Source organism: Tenacibaculum skagerrakense (assembly GCF_004345825.1).
Taxonomy (GTDB): domain Bacteria; phylum Bacteroidota; class Bacteroidia; order Flavobacteriales; family Flavobacteriaceae; genus Polaribacter; species Polaribacter skagerrakensis.
Genome location: NZ_SLXM01000012.1, coordinates 15,575 through 38,663, shown reverse-complemented (window position 1 = coordinate 38,663; position 23,089 = coordinate 15,575). Strand labels below are relative to the sequence as shown.

Genomic DNA, 23,089 nt, shown 5'->3' with positions numbered 1-23,089 from the left:
ATGAATGAAGAATTTGACACAATTAACAAAAGCCCTACACGAGGGCTGAATGGTTGGTTTGACGGTTTTTGCCCCTCTAATGGGATTGCAGATAGATTGAACAATCAGGCTAAGGGAGTTTGGGCAGAGAAAGCGGAGTGGGATAGAAAAATGGAGGCTCTTAAAAATGGAAAACAAGCGGCAGAGTGGGAGTCTTTAAAGAAAGAAGTGAGACGCTTGGAAGAAGAGATTAAGAGTGAACAGATAAAACTCAATCAAGAACAAGGGATTGCAGATGCTTTAGGACTAGGTGCATGGTGTAATGGAGCGGTTTCAAAACGCAAGAAAGCAGAGGAGAGTTTGCGAAGTGCTGAAAAGTCACTAGGAGAAATCAAAGGAGCGTTTGAGACACTAGAAGAGCAGCAACGAGCGGGTATCACAACAGCCAATCAGGTAATTGCAAGCAATCGCACCAAGTTAGAGGCTATTAAGGGGCAGATAGTTGTGTTACGAGAGAAAATAGCACGCTATAAAGCCGAGCGAGACAATAAGGTAGTAGCAACGTCAACGGACAATCCTATTTCCTTACAAAACGCCAAAACAAAATCGATTATCGGTAAGCTTAAAGAAAATGCTTTGCCTATTGCAGGAGGATTAGCACTAGTAGGCGCACTTGTGTATGTGCAGATGCGTAAGCCAAAAAGGAAAAGAAGAGTAGTACAAGTGTAATTAAAAAAAGAGCTATGGATTTAGTAAAGACACATTTTTTGTTGGCTGAACAAAAGGAGCAAGAGATACGAAAAAAAGATAGGCGACAAGCCCTAAGTGGGCTTCATGGAGACGGTAGTTTTTGGGATGGGGCAAATCTGATGGGTATTTTAAATACTATCGGAGGTACATGGACACAGATTGAACAGGCAAAAAATGGGAAGCCCGTTTATGTTCAAAATGCCAGTGGAGGACAACAAAACATCGCTCCTGAATTACTCGCTAAGTTAGAACAGCAGGCTGCGGCAAATCAGACCTCGGTTGAAAATCTAATGCGTGTTATGGAACTACAATTTAAAAACCAATCGCCACCAAAAAAGGATAATACCTTATTGTATTTAGGGATTGGTACGGCAGGGGTAATAGCCTTTGGAACAATCATTTATTTAATCAGTAAAAAGTAACATTATGAAGAAAGAGAAAGTTGTAAACTCCCTTGTGAGTTTGGCTAGTTTGACTGCTGGAGCTGCGGGTTCACGTTTGGCAGTAGAGCATCTACCTGTAAAGAACACTTCTTTAAAAAGATGGGGTTTGGTCTTGGGAGGTATTGCAGGTGCATCGGTTTTAGACAGAAAAAGTAGAGGCAGAAAAATCGGGCAGGATATTGCCATTTCGGTAGCTGTAACTCAAGCAGGATATTTGTTAAAAGATTGGTTGGGTGATAAGTTCAAGGATAACAAAATCATGGCGCAGGCTTTAGGAAACCCAACGAGTTCTTATATGGGATTAGACAGTAGTGATTTTTTAGCAAGTTATACGCGTCCAAACTATGATTTTATTGCCGAAGATGTGGCGTATGAGGACGTACAAGAATTTGCAGAATAGAGAAAAAGAAAAACAGTAAACAATTAATTAAAAAAGAAAAAGAAAGATGAATTTTTTAAGAAACGAAGAGCCGTATTTGAGAATTACCGAGTATTTAAAGTATAAAAACTCGATGCGTAAGGAGAATGAGAAGTGGAACATTAGTGCTATGAAACCGATGCCAAGCTTTTTATATGCCAATAAAAAGGTAGATATCGGAGGTACGGTTTCCTTACTAACGGGTTCGTCGGTTGCCAAGCGAGGCGTGACCAACTTTGACGGAAATAGTCTTGTAAAGGGGCGTGTTTTTGTGGCAAGTGGTATTACGATGAAATATGCTATCGCTGATGCAAATACTGGAGAGCAAGATGTGGCGTATAGTTTGTCTCAAATGCCGAATGTTCTGATGCAATCTACTTTAGTGGTAAAGCAAAAGAATGAGATTTTAATCGAGCTACCTATTAGCGATATGTTAGCCTCTACCGAGAATGGCAATCATTACTTTAAGTTAGGCTCTTTTGCCTTATTGGAAGATGATACCATTACCGAGATTGAGATTCAATACCCAGAGGGAGCGAGATTGGATTTAGAGACAGGAAAGGCACTGTTTGCCTCTGCGAGATTATCAGGTTTTGTGACCTATCAAAAACGATAAGTAGCTCTAGTAGTAAACCAAAACTTTGCGCCGATATAGGCGCAAGGTTTTAAAACAACAAACGCATGAAAAGGATATTTAAACGCATACAGGTAAACAAGGAGTTATTAAAGCTAAACCCACTAGTAAAAGATTTTAGTGAGTATTTGGAAAATGAAATACACGATACCATTCCTTCAGGAAAAGTAAAAGGAGCGTATTTTATTTCATACTTACCTGATACAATACCTACACTCAGTTCGGGAGAAGGTGGTGTTATCAATCCAAATTTTTCACTTACCAGTATGCTCTCACATACTAATATTACTTTAAAAGACAGTAGAGGGCATTTGCTAACAGAACCAACCGATATAAAGGATTATGAGCATAAAAAGGGCGGTTATGGTTTAGGATTTAAGGAACTAGATTTTCAAAGTAGCAATGAGCGCATCAGTATTGCTTGGGAGACTATTACGGGCAAGCCCATTTTAGGAGAGTTTGTGTTTATCATCGAATCGGATAACTGCGGATGTTAATTATGAATGTAGGATATGCTATAGAAACGTTTACCGATGATTTTCAAATTGACTTTGCTAAGAAAGAGAAGTGTAGAGGCATTGTAAAGTTAGAGGTATTTGTGATAAGCCCAAGTATTCCGCTATTGGTAAAGGACGGTTCAGGAATGCGTATAGTAGCAGACGATACTCCTTTTGTTATTGAATCGAATTACCCAATTGTAAAAGGAATCATTCGATTTGAATTTTCAGAGAATAGTGAGCTACTAGATATAAACGAGAAACAGGAAAAGAAAGCACTAGTAAGGTATTTGTATAGTGAGAAATGAATTATTGAACATACTAACAGATCATTTAACAGCATCTAGCACTCATGTTGTCAAGATTGAAAAGGACGGTAGTAAGCTTGTTAAGACAGGCAGTAAAAGACGTTATGCTTTTAGTCTTGAAGATATTGTACAAAAGTATGGTTCAATTGCTCATTTTTTAGAGGCATTACCCGAGAAAGGTTTTGATAAACAGGTGGTATTTACCTTACAAAAGGTATATGGTAGTGCTACAAAAACTACCTATCACTTAGTAAATAGAATTACAGAAGATTTAATTGTAAACGATATGAATGAGCAGGAATATATAGGAAGTGCAGTACCAATGAATAACAATACTTCTAATTTTTTAGGTACTCCCGAACTAGTGGCAAAAATGGTTGAGGCTGAACGCTCGGCAGATTATAAAGAGCAGGTACAGGAGTTAAAAGAACGAGTAAAGGATTTACGCTCTAAAAATCGCAGTTTAGAGGAGAAAAACAACTCACTCACCTTAAAACTAGATACGGCTAAGGAGCGAGAGGAACTACGAGTGGAGCGAGAACTATTGAAGAAAAAAAGTTTTTTAGAAACACCTGCCTTTGAAAAGACAATGGAGACATTAGGCGGAATGATACCTAAAGTTTTGGAAGTTGCAGGAGCAAATGGAGTTATTGCACAAACAGGGCTTTCAAGTCCAAACATTTCACAGGTACATAAAGCATTTATTCAAAAGCTTTCTACTATGGGAGTAAGTGATGAGCAAATCCTGTTTTTTAATTATTTGCTAGATAATTGGAAAGAAGATTTGATAGCCTATACTGCAAATTATATCGAAGAAAAAGAAAATAATTATGAAGATACAGAATAAACAAGAAGCCTTAAAGGTGTTGGGGAATTTGCCTGAGAAAGTACTGATTAGAATGGCAGAGCTTTCACAAAATGAAAAAGCAAAAAGTTATTTCACTTGTCCTATCAAATACGGAGCAGTTAAAGGCTTTTTAAAATAAAAGGAGCTATGAAAAAGAAAAAGGAAATCTCTAAAAGTGTTGGGAAGATTGTTAGTAAAGAGACTACTAAAAAGATAGGTTCAACAGCGCATAGTGTTAGTGATTTTATCCTTGAGTATAAAAAACCACTACTGATGGCAGGCGGTATTTTTTTAGGTTGGTATATCATTCGTAGTACGCGAAAAGGAATAGAGAAAGCCTTTGAGGACAAGTCAGAGCAGGTTACTATCAATCTACCTATCAATACTCAAAACACTACGATTACCAAAACACAATCACAGCAATTTGCCCAACAACTTTTAGATGCAAGTAATCAAATGGAACCGCTATGGGGAACAGATGAAGAGACGGTAAAAAAAGTGTTTTTACAGCTCAAGACTGCGGAGGATTTTAAACTGGTATATGAGGCTTTTGGATATAAAAATTATAACGGTTGGAACTCTCCACCTGTAGGCATTTTTAGGTATTTGGATACTTATGAGCCGAGAGATTTGGTGTACTGGTTAAAGAGTGAGATTAAGCCTTCCGATGGAGAGGTGTATGATATTGTCAAGGCTCGTATTGAGAGTGCGGGTTGGGTATTTTAAAAGAACAGAAAAAAAGAAAAAGGATTATGGAAGCGGATTTACCAATTTATGGCTTAGCCTGTCCTGAACTAAGACAAGCGCAAAGCGAATTTGATACACAAGAAACACAAAATTGCAGATGTATGAAAAGCACTAAAAAACCACCGATACTTTTATTACAGGGTATAATTACCGATTCAAAAACCAAAGCTCCCTTTGAGGCAGGACTAGTTAATGTATATAATGTTACCAGAGGTACAGGAACGCTCCCTGATGCAAAAGGAATGTATGAGTTACAGGCATCTTATAACGATGAGATTCGCATTTCTTTTGTAGGGTATAAAACAGTTACGCTCAAAGCTTCTGAGTTACCCAAAGCAATTGAACTGCAAGAACAAACCGAGAGTTTAGATGAAGTGATTATCACAGGAAAGAAAAAGAACTACATGGTAGCAGGATTAGGGCTTACGGCAATACTACTTATGTATGTTGTAGCGGAGGATGATAAAGGGAAAAAGAAAAAAGTTACAACCTGATGCGTATGGAGTTTATAATGGAACATTGGGAGAAGTTAGCAGGAGCAGTTGGGGTGGTGGTTTCTTTTTTAGCAGGGCTTAAAATGCGAAATGTGCAATTACAGCAAGCTAAAGAAGAAGCCTTAGAGAAGCGTTACAATGCAGAGCTTCAAAAACTGGAGAACTACAAACGAGCTTTTGAGATTAACTCAGAAATGATTGAGAGTGTAAAGAGTGATTTTTTGGCTCGTATTCAATCCTTGAGTGCTTATATCGAGCAGTTAGAACAGATGAACAAGAAACTACATCAGATAATTGCCGAACAACAAGAACGACTAGATAAGTACAGTAGTAAATATGGTGTAGATATTTAAAAATACTTGATATGAAAAACAGCACATTAATAGGTTTGGGAGTAGGTATGGTGGTGGTTTCATTAGTTGGGTTTGTGAGTTATAAGAAAATGCAACTAGAGGATTTAGTAAAGCAGTTAGAATTTAAGGTATCTAACATCAGTAACTTTAATTTAACCTTTAAGGATATTGCAATGGATCTGCATTTAAAAGCTTTAAACCCTACTAGCGAAACACTCTATATCAATACTGGTTTTATAAAAGCTAAAATACTAAGGGTATATCATAAGAAAACAAATAAACTATTAGCCTTTACAAATTTAGATACCAATACCATTGATATTCCAAGTGGCGGGGTATATAATTTCACGCCCATACATATAAAAATACCGCTACTTACATCAGGGGAGTTGTTACTCAATCAATTAATTACAAAAAGCGAATTGCAAAAGGATTTTACAAAGGATTTAGCCTTTGAGTTAGAGGTAACGGGATTAGGAAAAAGAAGTGTTATAAAATTTTAAAAAGAAAGAGAAAATGGCAAGCTATGAATTATTTAAACCCACTTTAGAAAGGGCAGAGGGAGGGTATCAAAATTTGGTAAATGACAAAGGGAATTACAACTCTAAAAAAGAACGAGTAGGAACAAAGTACGGTATTTCAGCAAAGTTTTATGAAAAGGTAATAGGCAGACCGCCAAGTGCGGAAGACATGAAAGGAATTACACGCTTTGAGGCTCATGTTTTATTTAAAAATGAGTTTTGGGATAAAATAAAGGCAGACCAAATACAAAGCCAAGGAGTTGCCGAAATGATTGCCGACCAAGCGATAAATGCCAATCCTAGTGTAGCTACTAAGATTGTGCAAACGAGTTTAAACAAACATTTTGGAAAACAGTTAGTAGTTGACGGAGTTGTAGGGGTAAAAACTATTGAAGCCATCAACTCGGTACACTGGGAGCAGTTGTTTATAAAAGTAGGGCAAGAACGATTGGAATATTATGAGAATTTAGAGGATTATAAATACTTCGCTAAGAGTTGGGATAGTCGTGTTTTTACTTTAGGTAGAAAGTTTGGTGTGATGATTAAAAAAAAAAGAAAGCGACGATGCTTTTAGGAGCAGTTGGAGCTGTACTGGTTAGTTATTGGTTGTATAAAGATTGGAAAAAGAAAAGAACATGATTAAAGAATTTAACGCCTTAAATGGCAAAGATGTTAGCAGAGAGGAGCTACAAAAAATGATTGCGAAAGCGAAGAAGAAAAACAACACAGAGGTTGTGTACCGATTGTCTAAAATCTTATTGGATAATCCGCAGTTTGACACTTTTACCATTAGTGTAAAAAAATATCCAACGGCTTTAAATGCTCCATATCATGTGGGGGCATATAAGGAAGCACTTACCGAGAATGGAAAACTTCGCAAGGGTTGGCGATTTGTAAAAGGGCGAATAGTAAAAACCGCTAAAATTCCAAAGCCATCTAAGAAAGAGGGGTTACAAAAAAGTGGAAGATTAAAAAAAGGCTATAAATATGCAAAGGGAGGTAAGATTGTAAAGATTACCTCAAAAAAAAAAGACTAGCTAGCCCGATAAAAACAAGTAAGGAGGCTTTAAATGATTTTCCAATAGAATTTTTAGCAGGATTAGATTATATAGAGGGAGATGTTCCTACAGGAAAAGGATTAGGTAAACCACAGCTATCTCCTAAAGAAATTTATGAGCATATCACCGATAAAATGGTTACGGCGGTTAAAAACGCTAAAGATGACTTTAAGGAGGTATGGGATGAGAACTATAGGAGTAAAGCAGGCTATTTAATCCCAAGAAATTTTAAAGGAGGCAATAGTTATCGAGGTGTAAATACCTTACTACTCAAAGGCGGAAATCTATTTCACATTTTCGACAATCCTTATTTCTTAACAGAAAAACAGATTGAGGACTTAAAAGGAAGTTTAAAGAAAGGTGCTAAAGGAGTGCTAGTTGTGTATTTCACAAGTTTATACAAATTCAACGGCAAAGCCAAAGATGAACCATTTACAAGTTATAGAAAAGAAGAAATGCTTGCACATTTAAAATCCATAGGCTATACAGCGCAACATTTTGATATACTAGTAAAGACCATACCGATTTTAAAACAGCATTTAGTGTTTAATGGTAGTGATATTAATGGTATCGATTTTAAGCTAGATAAATTAACTAAAGAGCAAAAGGCACGATTAGGTTATGTTGCTCCAAGTGATCCAAAGAACAAGGATGCTAAAAACCCTATTGCCGAGCTAATTATTAAAAACTTTCCAAAGGATAGTGCTAAGATAGTTCACGGACATAAAGGAGCGAGTTACAATATTATTAAGGATATTGTAAAGATGCCCGATTTTAAAGCCTTTGTTTCTTCAGAGGATTATTACAGCACTTTATTTCACGAAATGATTCATAGTACTGCTCATAACTCTAGGCTTAAAAGAACATTTGGACAACAATTTGGAGATTTGGATTACGCTAAGGAAGAACTTATAGCAGAGTTTGGAGCGGTTTTTTTATCAGCACAAGCAGGGATTTTATGGAAAACACAGAAAACTCATGCAGCGTATTTAAAGAATTGGCAACTCGCTACACAGCTGATGGGAGAGGATAGTAAGCTACTCATGCGAAGTGCTACAGAAGCACAAAAAGCAGTTGATTATCTCCTTCAAGTAAATGAAGATAAAGAGCCAAAGTTTTACGAGGATTTTAAAAAGGCTACAAAGGCTAATTTTAATGTTGAAGTAGAAAAAGTTAAGCCAAAAAGAAAGTCATTAGTTCCTGTTTCACTCTCAAGACCACAGGTGCAGAAAATTATCAAAGTACCAGGAGAAACGGTAGATAAAAATTCAGCAGCCTTTTTAAAGAAACAGCGTAAACACAAAGTTGTAAAGCGTTATGAAATAGCAGATAAAGACCTAGCCATATTCTTAGGAAACCTAGAGATAAAACCAAAGGAAAGTTTAGTGGCGACCATTGCAGGGAAACAAGGAAGCGGAAAAACACGATTTGCTTTTCGTTTTATTGATGCCCTTGCAAAGAGCTATAAAGTAGCGCATATTACAATGGAAGAACACAAAGACAGTGATTTGTATTGGGAGAAAGCAGATATGTATTTTAAAGGAGCAAATACCCTGCAAAATACCAATATCTTTAGTATGGAGAATATCTCAGAGCTTGATACCATAATAAAAACGCATGATGTTATTGTGATTGATAGTTTTGCTAAGCTGAAAGAACTGGATAGTAAACTTGAAATAGACACACATCTTAGAAAGAAATACGACGGAAAGCTGTTTTTAATTGTATTTCAACAAACCGCAGACGGGAAAATGAGAGGCGGTTCTAAAAGTGCTTTTGACGGAGACTGTATTTTTTACGTAGAGAAGTCTCCAGACTTTAAAAAGCATTATGTATATACCGATAAAAACCGTTATCAAAATAGGAATTTAGAAGAGCTACAGTATAATATTTATTCGGGGAAGTTAAACCAAATAGCTACAGAGAAGCAACCTAATTTACAAGAAGTGGAATTTTAAAGCTCCACTTATGGAGTATTATTTTAAATTAGCTAGATAAAATTAAAAAAAATATGAAGAAATTAGAAAGTTTAATAAAGTTTTTCCCACTTCTCTTACTATTGACAACGATTATGGGGTATTTAAGTTTACATACTTATTATGACTATTTTAATATTAGAATTTTAGATTATTTAATGTTGTCCGAAATTCCACTCTTATTCTTTGATAAAATAGTTATTGTAGGTGGGCTTATCCTATTTTTAATGATTGTTATGTTTTTTTTTGAATCTAGCTTAAAACTACCTGTATTTGAGGTGAATTTCAGAGTTGGTGAAAAAGAAAGAGTAAAAGTTTTAAGGGATAGAATACAAAAAGATGAAAAGAGTATTTCACAGAATAATAAACTATACATAGGTACTATGTTATTTTTAGTTGTATTCGATGTTATGACTGCATTTTTTACTGATAGAAAATTTTATTTTCCACCAGTATTATTCCTGTTTTTTGGGATAATTGTATATTACATGATAATTAAGATTATCACCGTAAATTTAATAAAAAAGGAAAGCGCCATTTCTGTAATTAGTAAATTACAACCAGTAATTACGATTCTTATTGTTTTTACAGTAGATACTTACAGTGCATCGTACAGAAAAGTTCAAAAAATAAAAAATGACAATGCTATAATTAAAGAAGTTTCTTTTAAATACAATAAAGAAAATATAAAAACAGATAGTCTTTTAGTTTATTTAGGAGAAACAAATCAGGCTTTATTTTTATATAGAAAGGATTCGATAAAGACCAAAATCTATAAAAAAAGTAATATTGATTATTTACAAATCAATTAGGAAGTTAGCGTTTTAATTATCTGCTTTAATTTGTACAATAGTTGAAATGTTTAAGAAATATACAATTATAATTTTCAATTTTTTTTTATAATAATAGGCTCTTCTAATGTTGAAATAAGAAGTTTATTTTCATTCATTCTGTTTACTAATTTCTCACTAAAATAAATCTCCTTTTCAGAATTATCAATATTGAAAATATCGTACTTAGGAAAGTCTTTTTTAAATACTAAGGTTTTAAAAGAGATTTCCTTTTTTAAGAATACTTCTTGGTTTTCATGTTGCTTTTGTAATTTCGATTTCTCCGTATCAACATAATCCCAAAAATCAAGCATCCAATGAAGCCAATAATATTGAATAATTTGCTCACCTTTTAAAACAGGAATAGGGTAGAACTGGTAAGCAGGAAGATGATGTTTTTTTAAGATGTTTTTTAGCTTGTTGCTTACCACATAACCAAACGGTAATTCTTTCAAAAACATAAGGTTTGGAACGCCTTTAGTTTCGTGTATTCGGATGCCATACTTAGCTTTTATATATCCGATTTCTTTGTTGTAAAAGAGAGTTATAGGTGTGCTTAGTGCTTCCAAATCTGAAATTTCAGATGGAATAACTTTATAGTATTTCATAGCTAGTGTTTTAGAAAATAGAAAGCCCATATTTAGACCTATTAAAGGGCTTTCTTTTATTCAACTAATTGTTATGAGAAATAATTAATTGATATTTAATGTTTTTAAGTAATGTTTAATCAAAAAAAGTTTATTAATTGAATAAATAATTTCATTAGCTTTTATTTTTAAAATAAGTACTGTAGCGAGAAATCCAACCGTTTTCAATTATTGGTTCAGCTTTCAACATTTCACTAATTTCTGTTAAGTCAATTTGATTATTTTTTTCTTTAAAAATAATTTTAAACCCATCATTTTCTTCAAAGATTCTTAAAATGTCAAATAAAAAACCTTTTAGAATTTCCGAAGTATAGTGTTCTATTTCGGTTTTTTGAGTTTCAGACATATTTTTAAATAAGTTCATATATCCCTCTGTCAAAGCTAAATCTTTAATATCATTCTTAATAAAGCTTAATTGATTATCGAAAGCTTCCTTAACAATTAACTTACCAAAAGTATCTAGTATTTCTTTATTTGATTTCATTTGTTTTTTATAAGAAGTTCAAAAAATCATTTAAGTTCATAGCTAATAAAAATAATATTATCAAAGGAAAAAGAAGGTTGAGAACTAAGCTCAAAATAAACTTAGTTATAGTAACTAAGTTCTTTTCTTTAAAAGAATAAAATAGTCCGAACGAACTCAAAATTAATCCTGTGAAAACGGATAGGGACAAAAAAGTTAATTTGATAAAACTCTCATTATGATTAAAAGAGAATAATAGTAAAAAGCTGATTAAAATGAGAGTTGCATTTGCAACTCCCATTTTTAATGATATATTTTTCATTCTATTACCAATTAACGGTGTATAAAATCATAAATAAATTATGTTTATAATAATCTAATTTATAATCTTTAGAGTTCATTTTTGAAAATGTATTGCGTAAAACTTCTTGGAATAACTTTTCAGGATCTTCCACATTGCTCAAATCTTTAGTTTCTTCATATTCCTCTTTATCAAAGAACCTAAGAAAATAATGTGCATAACTCTCATCGCGCATAGATTTATTAAAACATTTTTCATTTATAGGTAATATATTTATCTCTAAAGTATTTATAGAATCAATATAACTATATTTATAACTAGAGGGATATTTTTTTCCCTCAGTTAAAGTTCTAAACAACTCTAAATAGCTTTCTCCTTTTGAATTTTTAAGAATTTCAAGAGAAATCAAATGCTTTTCAAAACCATGAATATACCTTTTTAATCTTTCTCCTTTGTTAGGTAGAGATTCATAAACACAATCTTGATAATTTTTTTCAAATCTTAACTCTTGAGATTTTGCTTGTTTAATTATTACAAAAAAAATAACCAAAATTAAACCTAAAGGTTTTTGAGAAATTGATTTTATCATAATGGAGATTTCATAGGTGAGAGATAACCAAATTCGTATTTAATTATTTTGGCTTCCACTAAAAGTTTACAAAACTCTTTCGAAATGAGAATTCTCTTATAACCATTATCAAATTCTTCTTGTGTATAACAAATATTAAATTCAAAATTATTTTCAAAAGGAGGGAAAAAATCTAAAGTTTTACCAGAGTATTGTTTAACTCCACAATTAGGTTCATAAATATCAAATGCTGTACCATCAATAAGCAATTTACTTTTAGCTGTGGGTATATCTAGTTGAATTGTACATTCTAAAGGTTTTCCAGTCTTATGATCTAATACATCAATACATTTTAACCCTTGTGGAGCGAAGATCTCTTCATAAACTTCTCTTTTAAAAAACAAAATATCATGTTCCCAATGCAATGAAAAACTAAGTTGGTTTTTTTTCCATTTTGGCTTTTTGATTCTAAAGGGAGCTTTTTGTTTTCTTTTATTTCTAATAAAATTACATTCTTTAAAATCAAATACTTGTTTAGCATAACCCTGTTCAGGTTGAGGATATCCAATTGGGTCACCAACAGAATATAGTACATAATATTTAGCGTTGTCAATTTCTTCTTGTGTAAAAGTAACTCCAGTAAATATTACTTGAAATTCTTTTGGTTTTATTGACCTAAAAATATTTTTTTTATTATATCTCATCATAATTAGGTCATGCGTTTTTTCATCAACTGTAAAACCTTTAAAACCCTCTTGAATATTTCGACTTAATTTAAACTGTTTTAAGAATTCAACATCCTCTTTTCTCCAATATGCTGAAAATAAATATCTTTTTTCCATGTCACTAATTTAACCCTATTGCTTGTAAAAATTCTGGATAATCTGCATAAATTTCTTTTGCTGCAATTTTGATTTGTTCTAATGTAACATTATTTGTATTAGCCCCAGTCCAACCAGCACCATTTCCATAAGCGATTGCCTCTTTCCATAATTTTGTAAATTTTAAATAATGTTCATTACCTGAACCAGGTACAGAGCTTACGACTATACTTTTCCAATTGTTTGTATTAGAACCTAGCCATTGGGCAACTCCGGGTCTAGATAGAAACCTCTGTTCAATTAAGTGGTGAATTTGCATATAATTCTCAGTTCTATTAATCCCTAAGTTTCTTAAATGTAACTCGAGCTGAGAATAGGTTTGTATTCCATATTTACTTGCATGTAATAAAGATTTATATGCAGCAGAAAAAGTTGAGTTGGCAGCTGGTAAAAATACTGGGCTTAATCTAGTTAAGACTAAAGATAACTCTGTACTTACATATATAGTAGGAATAGATTGAAGTATCCTTACAGTTGCACCTCCGCCAACTGCAATAAGTGATGCTTGGATTACAGGTTTAAAACTTTCTACAGCAGTAAAAAGGATTGCTAAAACATAATCAAACTTTGCATTGAAATATTGTTGTCTAACTACTTTGTATAAATCCAGAACTTCTCCATATTTAAGATTTATTAATTGATCAGCAACATCTTCTACGAATTGCCCAAAAATTTTTTTATCCAAACTTCCAGCTCGTTTTAAGTATGATGACATTCTCAAAAATTCAGCTTTGTAGTCTAGAATATTATCTGAGTTTATTTCTGGTTCTGAATCGTTAATCAAATTATTAATTAAAGTAATTCTTTGTTCTTCAGTTATTAATGGGTTGCTGGCATGTGCTATTAAATTTTTAAATAAATCACTACTAATAACAGTTAATTCTACTTCAAACCTTGAGACATTTTTCGTATTCTGATACATCCATTTTTTCTGATTTATATCAGTAATATTCAGCTCTTTAATTAAACTAACTATTCTACCTCCATAATCAATTTCATTATTTATCTCATTTTTTTCAGTATTGTAATTTTCTCCAACTACAGAAATTATTTCATCGTCAGGAATAGGTTCAGAGTTTTCTTGTGCATCAAGAGCTTTTGCATCTGCAAGTCTAATTATGAATTCATCGGCTTTTTCAGGATTAGCATTTAACCATTCGTATTGGTTTTTATCTCTTATTTGAAATTGCTGAACAATTTTATCAACATTAAGTGATGCACCCATAGGTGTTCGGCTTTTCAGTCTATTTAATTCAGCATTCATTAATGCTTGATGCTCAGCCTTAGCTACAGAAGTATAAAATGGACTGTTATTGTATTTATCTTTTAAAATAATTTTCCAATGGTCAGCATGGAATAAATTGTATTCTGTGTAATTCTTTTCGACCTCATTTTCAATAAAATTTGGAGTTGCTATTTCTATTGTATTATGAAACTTTTCAAATACACCATCAGGAAGAAAATGTGGGTAGTTAACGTACTGAGTATGATCTTGAAAATAAAGTTGAAGTTGTATCATGTTTAATCTATCCCAATAATTATATCCATGATATAAACTGTTCTTTTTATTAAAAGCTAAATTTTCTAACTCGCTGTAGTTAGATGATGAAATCATTGAGTTGATTTCATTTAACATTGCATAGTATTGGTCAGATTGCCAAAGTCCTTTAACAGTCGAAGTATTAACTGTGGCTCTAATGTTATTTAATTCACTAATGGTGCGAATATCTTTTAGCGGAACACCATTAACTTTAAAGTCAGCATATAATGAATTGTCCAAATTGCCCTTATTAATTTCGCCTTCTCGATATGAAAGAGCTTTTAGTCCTTTTAATCCTGTTTTTTCAGCATTGTTAGCATTATAGTAAGTTGAAGCTATTTTTTGTTTAGCAGATGGTGCATTATTTCTAATATAACTGTTTTCAGTTTTTCTGTAGAAATAGTTTCTTGCTTCGTCATAAGTGCTAAAAGTCTTGTTGTTTTTATAACCGATATAGTCTTTCATTAAATCGGTTTGATGGTTATACCAGTCACTAGCCTGTCTTTTAGCCGCTTCAATAACTGCTCTGTCATTCGCTATTGCATTTAAAAAATCACTACTAAATGAGAAATTAAAATTAGGAATATCACTGTTTACACAATTACATTCTCCGCCTGTAAGAGGTTGTTTTCCTAAATACTCATCATTTGTTGTACCATCTACATTTTTTAATTGAGCGTTCAATGTTGCTGTTAACGAAAACAACATTATTGCTAGGATTTTATATATACTTTTCATCTTTTTCACTTTATTTTTTTACAATAATTCTTGTTTTTCTTTCATTATCTACTAAAACAGTAACGATGTATAAACCTTTGTTAAAAGAGCTTCCATCGAAGTAATAATGATATTCTCCTGCCTTTTGAAAAGTACTTGGTTTAATGATCTGTTCATTGCCTCCGTTAATACTTGCTATTTTTACTGTTGTAGTTGCTTTTTTATCTAAAGCATAAGAAATGATTAAATCGTTTTGAAATGGGTTAGGATATAGTTTTACAAACTGTGCTTCTTGTTGTGTAAGAGCCTCTAAAGCATCATCTGACAATTCAATATCTGTGTTTTCAAAAGTTGTCTTCTTTTGAAGTACTAGTTTAATAGGAGCAGCAGGCTCGTTCCAATTATTAATAAAACTCTCAATAGTTCCTATTAAATAATTTTTTTCTCCAATCGTATTTTTAGAAAACTCAACTGAAAGTATTGAGTGATTTAATTCATTAGCAATACTTTCTTTAAAAGAAGTATGTGGAAGTTTAATCTGTAAATCATCATAATACAATGAATTATCTATTCTTGTAAAGTCAAGGTTTTTGTTTTCATCGTTTACATTCCATAACACAGAAAAGTTGTTTCCTTCTTCATCGTAGTTTATTTCAAGTTCAAAAGGAAGTTTTTGCTCAATGTTTTCTCCTGACCAATCAAACACCAACAAATGACCTTTCCACACACCATTTAAGCTAGTATCTTCTCCTAAACTTAAATTTTGAGTACTAGCATTACTAGAATTTGTGAAGGAAGCTTCAATGTCAGAGCTTTCAGTTTCAGAAGTATTTTCATCAGTAGCTACTTCATTTGTAACGGAAAAATCAGTGCCTAATAATTCATTAGCCTTTGCAATATCTTTAGCTACTCCATAGCCATAATAATAACAAACACCTAACCAATACTTAGCCATTGGATGCTTACTTTTTTCAAACCACTCAATTGCCTTTGTGTAATCTTGTTTGATATTTCCATATCCTTTTAGATATAAGTACCCAAGACTATAACTTGCTGTGCTGTTTCCATTTTCACTAGCTATCTCAAACCAATGTCTTGCTTTGTTAAAGTTGAGTTTACAACCTTTTCCGTATTTATACAACACCCCAAGGTCGGCAGCAGCAATTGGGTTGCCTTTTTTAGCAATAGGTTCTAATAATTCAAAAGCTTCTTTGTGTTTGTTTTCATCCTCAGAGTTCATATAAACTCTACCTAAAAGTATTTGTGAAGTAGTATCTCCATTTTTAGCACATGGAGTTAAAAATTCGATACTTTTTTGAATATCCTCCTCAGATAGTTCTTCTTTTTGTAGTAATTGTAATGCACTGCTTAAATTAGCATTACAATCGATTTCTTCTTCTTGTTGTGCATTCATTTTAGGAATGAAGAAACACAACGCGATACACGCGATTTTAATTGTTTTCATTTATGTTAGTATTTGATTCTATTTAATGGCGAAATTACCTATTGGTAATAAGATTGAGGTATGGTTTTCCCTTACTTTTAGTATGTTAAAACCGTACTTTTATATTTAACTATATACTGGTTAATTTAATCCAGAAATGTTACCCAATTTTTAAGAAAAATATTGATTTCTTTTAAGGTGAGTTTATCCGTTTTCTTTCTCGTTTCATTTTTATTGTTTTTAATTTAATTGTAATAATCAACCTAAGTTGTATTTCAAACTTAGGTCGATATAATCCTAGGGAAAACAGGATTGTAGTTTATTGGAGAGAAGAGAGTCCCCCGAAACCAAAAACTCCAAAAACTACTTTCTGTTTAACTACTTTAAGGAACATTTTGATCTGGTCGCAGAAAACTTACATTATGCTATATTCATTTTAGTATTAATTTTAAAATAGAAATTTGTAGTTTTCTGCTTTAGCAAATTTTAATTCTAATTATTTAAACTTTATCTTACTTATATGCAATATCTTAACCTTTAACTAGACTTATCTATTATAGTTAGTAACTTAATTTGTCTATATTTGAAAGTATAGATAGTTCAAATATACACCCAAATTTCGTATAAACAAAAAAAATACACTCTTTTTTCGTTTTTTAAACTATGAATCTAAAAATTGATGGAGAATTTGTTAAGTGGCTAAGAAAAGAACTTAACCTAAAACAACAAGAGTTGGCAGATAAGCTTGGTGTATCGTCACGAACTATTCAAAATTGGGAAGGAGATAAAAGAAATATTCCAGAGTTGGCTCAAAATGTTTTAAAGAATATGGCTATTAGGAGTAACTTAGTTACTGTAGAACAATCAGAGGGGAGTGAAGAATTGACAGAAGATGAGATTAATTTCCTATCCGATATAATCTTACTTAAAGAGGAAAAGGTTTTACAATTGCCTTTTTTTCAAAAATGGCTTAAAGAAAAAGTTTTAGCGGCTCAAATTGAGGCTATAAATAAATATAAAAAAAGTTAACCTAAAAACTTTCTTTTAAATATAGGCTATTCAAAATGTGTTCTAGTTCTTCAATATTTTTATCTATTTTTTTAATTTTTTGAAGTTTATATATAGAGTTTTTAAAGTTATTGATTAAAAGTGCAAACTTTTGATTTTTAGTTTTATTTAAAACACTATAATCTTGTAATAATTTTTCAAAAGATATTAAACTCTCCTCAAGAGATAATCTGTCCTGCTCTAAATCAATAAATAGCTTGCTTATATCTTTTTCTAATTCAAAAATTGTTTTCATAGTTTTAATTTACATATTTCTTATTCAATAAATTCAGTATTTCAAATCCTTGATTTAAAAAGCTGTTATTAGCTGTTTGTTGTTGTTCTCTTTTAAATTCCTCATGTTGAATTAACTTAATAATTAACTTAATAATAACTACTGATGCTAAACTTAGAACACCAATTGAGATATAATACCAATGTTTTGGAAAATCAGCTCTATACCATAAAGCCCATATAAGAAAGTAAAAGGAAACAGCACTAGAACAGATTGAAATAATGTTGATTATTTTTCGTAAGAGAATCTTTTCTAGCTTAGAAGCAACATATAGTAATAAAGCAGAAACATAAGATAAAAGGAGTGGCATACCGATAGCATACCACAACATCCTTTTAGATCGATAACCAAAATAAGTATGTTCTTTTCTGATTACCTCATATTCAGACTTTGATATTTCTTTATTTTTAAACTTATCCTTTGCATCTAAATACACTTCACTTACATCATTGGATGCAACCATGTGTAACATAGGAGCAGTTAAAAAGAATAAGGTTACAATGAAAACGAGAAATAGTCCTAAAACTCTAATCCCTGTCGTCAGGGTGCTGAATATCGTCTTTTTCTGTTTGTTTAATGTCTCCATCAATTAGCTTTTCGTTTTGTGGTGTACAGCTTGAAAAAATTAAAACAGTCACTAAACACATTAAAATAAACAATGTTTTTTTCATAATTACTCTATTTAAAATTAATACTTGAGTAAATATAACAACAGCTTATTTTATGCTAGCGTGATTGTATATAAAAAATTTAGATAGATAACTATTAAATAATTAGAAGTAAAAAGTTCTAAATTATTTGGTTTTATTTCAGGGGTGAATCTAAATACCTAAATTTACTTTGTAAATATAAATAAAATCTTTTTTTGAAAAGATGAGTTTGTTTTTTTAGGAAGAAAATTAAAATAAAGTTGTAGTTTGCTTTACGATTTAAAAGCTCTTTAAAATCACACCTAAAAACGGATAAAAAAAGGTTTACTTTCCCTTATAGCTTCCCTTAAGTTTTTTAAATACCTGTAAAACAAAAATTTAGTTATTTATAAGTCTATACCGCCGTAATTGCGGTTATACTTTGTTGTACGTAGTTTTTATTCATTCACATTTTTATATTTTTCCAAAACTTTTCTCAAGTGAATTCCGAATTCTTGATTGAAGGAATGATGGTTGTAGGTCAAATTATTTTGATTGCAATATTTGACAAATTCCTTATATCTTTCGGAATTAAATTTAGAAATTTGATAAAAACCAGGTAAAGTATCTATCTTTTGATTCAGTATTTTATTGTTTCTAAAAGTGTAGATAATTTTAAATTTCCGACTTTTCCTTTTTAGAGCCACATCAAGATAATTAGTGTTTTCCTCTATTGTAATAATTTTATTGCCATCAGAATTCATACTCAATAATTTAATCTTAGAGTCAAGTTCCTTTCCCCATAAAATTCCATCTATCAATTGAGTTTTATTTTCTATTTCTTTACTTCCATCAATAAACGTTTCACTATAATCATTTTCAATTAAAGAACTCACTTTTTCAATGTTGTAGTTATTTCTAGCATTGATAAAAGAGTTAACTATTTCTTTATTTTTTGAGTTATTAATTTTTGTCGAAGAGCAACTAATAATAATCAAAAAAACTGTTAGTAAAGTTTGTCTTAAAAAACTGTTTGTCATTCTATGGTTAAATTACGTACAACGTATTTGTGTATGATTTTTTGCGGGAAAAGGACGCGAGTCATTTTCCGATGTTGCGGAAAGATAATTAATAAGATTGAATTTCCGATGAGGAAATTCAGCCGCAATTAATTATACACCTTGTTGGGTTTAGTACTATTTTATTCTATTCTTATTAATTCATATTTTTCAGATATTCCAGATAGATTCTTTTCTGAAATTATAATTTCCATAGGAAAAGTGTTTGATACAAGTTTGGTTAGATTTACAACAGAATGAATAGGTAATTCAATTCGGTTAGTAACATACATTTTGTAAATTGTATTTCCTATATCGCTATTGATATCTTTTTTAATCAAAGTTAGTTTGTAACAATCATATCCATTTATTTTTTTTCTGTCTTTTCTGTTTTCAATTATCTCATATTTTTGGTTTTTAGCAAATAAATCATACTTTTTATAATTCACTGTTTTTGATTTGTCATAATAGTTTAAAATTCCATTACTTTTTTGAACCATTAAATAATCCCCAATCATTTTTCCGTTGAGTGCGATATGACGCCAAATAGAATCATTTTTTATTTCAATATGAATTTCCGTCTCTGGTGTTTGAGTAAGGAATTCAGATTTTTGTAATTTCTTAGTTTCTTTATTTGTTAAAGAATCCGTTTTTGGTTTAAATTCAATAGTTCGGTTTATCGAGAAAAACATAGATTTCTTGAAGACAAATTTTGTAGGTCGAGAATTTACTTCAGTCAGTTTTTTTGAAGTAGAACAACTTGTTAAAATCAGTAATAATAAAATATAGTTAATATGTTTCATTCGTATTAAACCCAACGTATTTGTGTATGAAAAGTTGCGATAATTTTAGTAGCAATTTTTCATTGATTTTTCATGATTTAAAATTAGTTATAATTTTTGATTTATAGATAATGCAGCTATTTTTTATACACCATGTTAGCTAATGTTGGAGAACACTAGTCAAAGTAAAAGCGATTTGAAAATTTTATACTGAAAGCAAACGAGACAGAATGCAAATACGAGCTTTTACAAAAAGGAACAATTTTCAGCCAGAAGTGAATAAGTAATTACAAGCCTTAATTGCATTTAGTTTGCGTGATTTGAGTTTTGTATAAAGCCTTTTTTTAGAATAAGAACGGGACAGAACGTTAAGCGATCATTTTCTATAAACTCAAAAAGGTTCTTTCTAGAAGTTAAAAATAAGCGGAGTTATCGGAAAAAGCCAGAGACTTTTCAAATACAAAATAAGAACCGACAATCAAATAGGAGAGAAGCAGGCAAATTAGCCGACAGATAAAACGTTTAGTTCTCTAAAAAAAGGATAAAACTGGAATTACTATTAAAAACCAAAATTTTAAAACTGACTTTTATTAATCAAAAAGAAAGTCTCACATTATTTTCGACAGTGTTTGCTAACGGTCTGGCTATGAGCAGTTGGGGATTTTTTACCCTAATTTTTCAGTTTAGCACTCACCTTTATTTTATTTACTTTCTGTTCATTTAATCACCTAAACCCCAATTGCTTATAGCCTTTGTTGTGTTTTCGTACTTTTTATTCAATTTCTTTTATTCCGATTTCTTTCAAATATTCGAATGTCTGATCGTAAAATTTCTTTGGTCGAGTTTGATCAATTTCACTGCTTTTAGGAATGTATAATACCATACCTTGTCTAGCTCGGGTAAGAAGAACTCGATAAGTGTTTTTCAAATATTCTTTATCTAACTCTTTGTTCATGTTTTGCCATTTAGTCCCTTTGAAACTCTGGTATTTCCAAGACTTACTATTCATATAAAAATTGCCTCCCCATGCCACACAAGCCCAATCAATTTCAAGACCTTGAATATCAAACTCTGTCGCTACCTCTTCCAAAAAATAAGAAGAACGGATATCTTGATTATTGTTTAAAAACCAATTAGGTGCAGATATTTCATTTTTGACATCAATGCCAATTGGTCTAAGTCTTCTGGCACCTGATGAACTAATCAAACCTATTCGTTCACTACCTTTCGCTTGTTGTCGTAACCAACTTTTTGCCTTTTCTAGTTCTCTAGTCAAAACGATTGGATATGAGTTTTTTATTTCTGAATAAATCTGTTTAGAGTTGTCTATGTTGACATTTAATAACTCATGAATAAAGTTTGACAATTTTTCAGATCGAAAAGATCTAACTGAAACTGCAAGATGTAAATCAGGTTCACTAATTCCGTTGTTAACTAGCCATTGTTTGGACTCTTGGGATTTTAAATAATTATCACTATCTAAAATTGAGTTTGAATAGTGTACATTCCAATCTGTAAAATGATTTCGTAAAGAATTTATCCATTCTTCCAAGCCTGCTTCACCTGTATTAATTTCCTGGCCTCCACCAATTAAACAGACAATAGTGCACCAATCAAAATGGCGGTTCATAACCTCAATTAAAAATTCAGGTTCCGACATGTTAAAATCATCTATTCCTTTTTTTCTTCGCATAAAGGAACTTGCTTGTTCTTTTGTCCAAGCCCTTTGTGCTTCGTCAAATACTACAACTTTCTCGATTGGTGCTTTGTCTGAAAGTAAGTTGTCGTCTCGAAAGTGGTGGATGTTTTGAATGAAAGCGTTTGCTTTAATAGCTGCTTGTTTCTTAGTGATTTTATTTCCGTTTTGCTTTGCTGTAAAATATTCATCTCTGGTGAGCGCTTCTCTAAGTACATCAACTAAAGGTCCATTTCCTGATAGAAAAACAGCATGTTCATCTTCATCTGCTTTCATTCTTTCAACTGCTATATTCAATCCCGCTAAGGTTTTACCTGCTCCTGGTACTCCGGTTACAAAACAAATTGATTTTATTTTTTCTCGTTTAGATTTCTCAATAGTTGCGTTTATACTATTTGCCGTCTTTGAAAGATTTATGGCTCCTGAGTCAGATCGTGTGATATCCTGCACATTATGTCCTTTGTACAAGGCTTGCGCTGCTTCCACTATTGTCGGAGTAGGTTTGTAAATAGACTTTTCCCAATATTCTATATCAATTGGTATATTATCGCTATTAACGAAAATTTGAATAGTGTCTGAAAGATTGTCTTTGTTGGTTTTTGCGGCCGTCTTATAATTTAATATATCACTGTTTGTTTGATTTATAATTGACGCATTAGTAGCTACTAAAATAGGTATGAGTTTTGTATGATGACTGCCTTCGTGAAAATTTTTAAGGTCAATTGTATAGTCAATCACTTGTTCAATGGCGTGTTTTTCATATCCACCTTCTCCTACTTTGAATTCAACAACAAAAATTACATCATTAACTATTATGATATTATCTACTCGCTTACCCATTCTGGGTATGGCAAATTCAAAATATATTTTCCCCTTTAAGTCCTTGAGCTGATTCTTGAGTACCTCAATCTGCTTTCTCCAAGCATTTATTTGTAATTCTTCAAGAGTTCGATTGCTATGATTAGCAGTTAATTCACCTAAAATACTCGAATCATTGTCAAGTATAAATTTTTGTATGCTATTCGAGTAATAGGATCTTTTCATTGATGATTTTCTTTTTTCACTGCTGTTCTAGTATGAAACACAACGTATTTGTGTATGATTTTTTGCGGGAAAAGGACGCGAGTCATTTTCCGTTGTTGCGGAAAGATAATTAATAAGATTGA

28 protein-coding genes are annotated in these 23,089 nt (G+C 31.8%); 17 read left to right on the top strand and 11 right to left on the bottom strand.

Going from position 1 to position 23,089, the window contains the following annotated elements; genetic code table 11:
- The 16 genes from EV195_RS15595 (at position 1) to EV195_RS15525 (ending at position 9,837) form a co-directional block, all read left to right on the top strand.
- Positions 1-708 carry a hypothetical protein gene (locus EV195_RS15595; protein WP_132795906.1) on the top strand — a complete coding sequence of 236 codons (708 nt, stop codon included), beginning with the start codon at positions 1-3 and terminating at the stop codon, positions 706-708.
- 14 nt (positions 709-722) lie between these two features.
- The gene (locus EV195_RS15590; RefSeq protein ID WP_132795905.1) at positions 723-1,151 is read left to right on the top strand and encodes a hypothetical protein; all 429 of its coding nucleotides are present in this window, start codon (positions 723-725) and stop codon (positions 1,149-1,151) included.
- A 4-nt stretch (positions 1,152-1,155) separates the two neighbouring features.
- On the top strand, positions 1,156-1,572 hold the full coding sequence (locus EV195_RS15585) for a hypothetical protein (protein WP_132795904.1): 417 nt from the start codon (positions 1,156-1,158) through the stop codon (positions 1,570-1,572).
- A gap of 46 nt (positions 1,573-1,618) precedes the next feature.
- A complete protein-coding gene (locus tag EV195_RS15580) occupies positions 1,619-2,206 on the top strand; it encodes a hypothetical protein (RefSeq protein ID WP_165915752.1) in 588 nt (195 codons plus the stop codon).
- 65 nt (positions 2,207-2,271) lie between these two features.
- Complete coding sequence (locus tag EV195_RS15575) at positions 2,272-2,721, top strand: hypothetical protein (RefSeq protein ID WP_132795902.1); 450 nt, start codon at positions 2,272-2,274, stop codon at positions 2,719-2,721.
- Between the two features lie 2 nt (positions 2,722-2,723).
- Positions 2,724-3,029, top strand: a complete 306-nt coding sequence (locus EV195_RS15570; protein ID WP_132795901.1) for a hypothetical protein — start codon at positions 2,724-2,726, stop codon at positions 3,027-3,029.
- Between the two features lie 4 nt (positions 3,030-3,033).
- Positions 3,034-3,876: a bZIP transcription factor gene (locus EV195_RS15565; RefSeq protein WP_132795900.1), complete on the top strand. Its 843-nt coding sequence runs from the start codon at positions 3,034-3,036 to the stop codon at positions 3,874-3,876.
- Positions 3,860-4,015 carry a hypothetical protein gene (locus EV195_RS16765; protein ID WP_165915751.1) on the top strand — a complete coding sequence of 52 codons (156 nt, stop codon included), beginning with the start codon at positions 3,860-3,862 and terminating at the stop codon, positions 4,013-4,015. Before EV195_RS15565 ends, EV195_RS16765 begins: the two co-directional genes overlap by 17 nt.
- Positions 4,016-4,023: 8 nt before the next feature.
- On the top strand, positions 4,024-4,602 hold the full coding sequence (locus EV195_RS15560; RefSeq protein ID WP_132795899.1) for a hypothetical protein: 579 nt from the start codon (positions 4,024-4,026) through the stop codon (positions 4,600-4,602).
- A gap of 26 nt (positions 4,603-4,628) precedes the next feature.
- On the top strand, positions 4,629-5,117 hold the full coding sequence (locus tag EV195_RS15555) for a carboxypeptidase-like regulatory domain-containing protein (RefSeq protein WP_132795898.1): 489 nt from the start codon (positions 4,629-4,631) through the stop codon (positions 5,115-5,117).
- 5 nt (positions 5,118-5,122) lie between these two features.
- Entirely contained in the window at positions 5,123-5,470 is a 348-nt protein-coding gene (locus EV195_RS15550) for a hypothetical protein (RefSeq protein WP_132795897.1), read from the top strand.
- A gap of 11 nt (positions 5,471-5,481) precedes the next feature.
- A complete protein-coding gene (locus tag EV195_RS15545) occupies positions 5,482-5,973 on the top strand; it encodes a hypothetical protein (protein ID WP_132795896.1) in 492 nt (163 codons plus the stop codon).
- Between the two features lie 13 nt (positions 5,974-5,986).
- Positions 5,987-6,565: a glycoside hydrolase family 108 protein gene (locus EV195_RS15540; protein ID WP_132795895.1), complete on the top strand. Its 579-nt coding sequence runs from the start codon at positions 5,987-5,989 to the stop codon at positions 6,563-6,565.
- 61 nt (positions 6,566-6,626) lie between these two features.
- Entirely contained in the window at positions 6,627-7,028 is a 402-nt protein-coding gene (locus EV195_RS15535; protein WP_132795894.1) for a hypothetical protein, read from the top strand.
- Positions 7,029-7,036: 8 nt separating this feature from the next.
- Entirely contained in the window at positions 7,037-9,007 is a 1,971-nt protein-coding gene (locus EV195_RS15530) for a zincin-like metallopeptidase domain-containing protein (RefSeq protein WP_317128237.1), read from the top strand.
- A gap of 53 nt (positions 9,008-9,060) precedes the next feature.
- On the top strand, positions 9,061-9,837 hold the full coding sequence (locus EV195_RS15525; protein WP_132795892.1) for a hypothetical protein: 777 nt from the start codon (positions 9,061-9,063) through the stop codon (positions 9,835-9,837).
- A 74-nt stretch (positions 9,838-9,911) separates the two neighbouring features.
- Here EV195_RS15525 and EV195_RS15520 read toward each other — a convergent pair whose 3' ends face one another.
- From EV195_RS15520 to EV195_RS15495, 6 genes are all read right to left on the bottom strand, one after another.
- On the bottom strand, positions 9,912-10,463 hold the full coding sequence (locus EV195_RS15520) for an imm11 family protein (RefSeq protein WP_132795891.1): 552 nt from the start codon (positions 10,461-10,463) through the stop codon (positions 9,912-9,914).
- Positions 10,464-10,617: 154 nt separating this feature from the next.
- Positions 10,618-10,986, bottom strand: coding sequence for a hypothetical protein (locus EV195_RS15515; protein ID WP_132795890.1), 369 nt, complete (start codon positions 10,984-10,986; stop codon positions 10,618-10,620).
- 305 nt (positions 10,987-11,291) lie between these two features.
- The gene (locus EV195_RS15510; RefSeq protein WP_132795889.1) at positions 11,292-11,855 is read right to left on the bottom strand and encodes a hypothetical protein; all 564 of its coding nucleotides are present in this window, start codon (positions 11,853-11,855) and stop codon (positions 11,292-11,294) included.
- The gene (locus EV195_RS15505) at positions 11,852-12,676 is read right to left on the bottom strand and encodes a hypothetical protein (protein WP_132795888.1); all 825 of its coding nucleotides are present in this window, start codon (positions 12,674-12,676) and stop codon (positions 11,852-11,854) included. Before EV195_RS15505 ends, EV195_RS15510 begins: the two co-directional genes overlap by 4 nt.
- A gap of 4 nt (positions 12,677-12,680) precedes the next feature.
- The gene (locus EV195_RS15500; RefSeq protein ID WP_132795887.1) at positions 12,681-14,993 is read right to left on the bottom strand and encodes a hypothetical protein; all 2,313 of its coding nucleotides are present in this window, start codon (positions 14,991-14,993) and stop codon (positions 12,681-12,683) included.
- A gap of 10 nt (positions 14,994-15,003) precedes the next feature.
- The gene (locus tag EV195_RS15495) at positions 15,004-16,437 is read right to left on the bottom strand and encodes a T9SS type A sorting domain-containing protein (RefSeq protein WP_132795886.1); all 1,434 of its coding nucleotides are present in this window, start codon (positions 16,435-16,437) and stop codon (positions 15,004-15,006) included.
- Between the two features lie 642 nt (positions 16,438-17,079).
- On the opposite strand from EV195_RS15495, the gene EV195_RS15490 reads away from it, so the two are divergent.
- A complete protein-coding gene (locus tag EV195_RS15490) occupies positions 17,080-17,445 on the top strand; it encodes a helix-turn-helix domain-containing protein (RefSeq protein WP_132795885.1) in 366 nt (121 codons plus the stop codon).
- A gap of 1 nt (position 17,446) precedes the next feature.
- Here the strand turns inward: EV195_RS15490 and EV195_RS15485 are convergent, their stop codons facing one another.
- The 5 genes from EV195_RS15485 to EV195_RS15465 all read right to left on the bottom strand — a co-directional run bounded on the left by EV195_RS15485 (position 17,447) and on the right by EV195_RS15465 (position 22,967).
- Positions 17,447-17,719 carry a hypothetical protein gene (locus tag EV195_RS15485; protein ID WP_132795884.1) on the bottom strand — a complete coding sequence of 91 codons (273 nt, stop codon included), beginning with the start codon at positions 17,717-17,719 and terminating at the stop codon, positions 17,447-17,449.
- Between the two features lie 4 nt (positions 17,720-17,723).
- Positions 17,724-18,344, bottom strand: coding sequence for a hypothetical protein (locus tag EV195_RS15480; RefSeq protein WP_132795883.1), 621 nt, complete (start codon positions 18,342-18,344; stop codon positions 17,724-17,726).
- 501 nt (positions 18,345-18,845) lie between these two features.
- Positions 18,846-19,385, bottom strand: a complete 540-nt coding sequence (locus EV195_RS15475; protein WP_132795882.1) for a hypothetical protein — start codon at positions 19,383-19,385, stop codon at positions 18,846-18,848.
- Between the two features lie 203 nt (positions 19,386-19,588).
- Positions 19,589-20,248 carry a hypothetical protein gene (locus EV195_RS15470; protein ID WP_132795881.1) on the bottom strand — a complete coding sequence of 220 codons (660 nt, stop codon included), beginning with the start codon at positions 20,246-20,248 and terminating at the stop codon, positions 19,589-19,591.
- A gap of 751 nt (positions 20,249-20,999) precedes the next feature.
- Positions 21,000-22,967 (bottom strand): DUF2075 domain-containing protein, encoded by a 1,968-nt coding sequence (locus tag EV195_RS15465; RefSeq protein WP_132795880.1) that lies wholly within the window; start codon positions 22,965-22,967, stop codon positions 21,000-21,002.
- Positions 22,968-23,089: the final 122 nt, after the last annotated feature.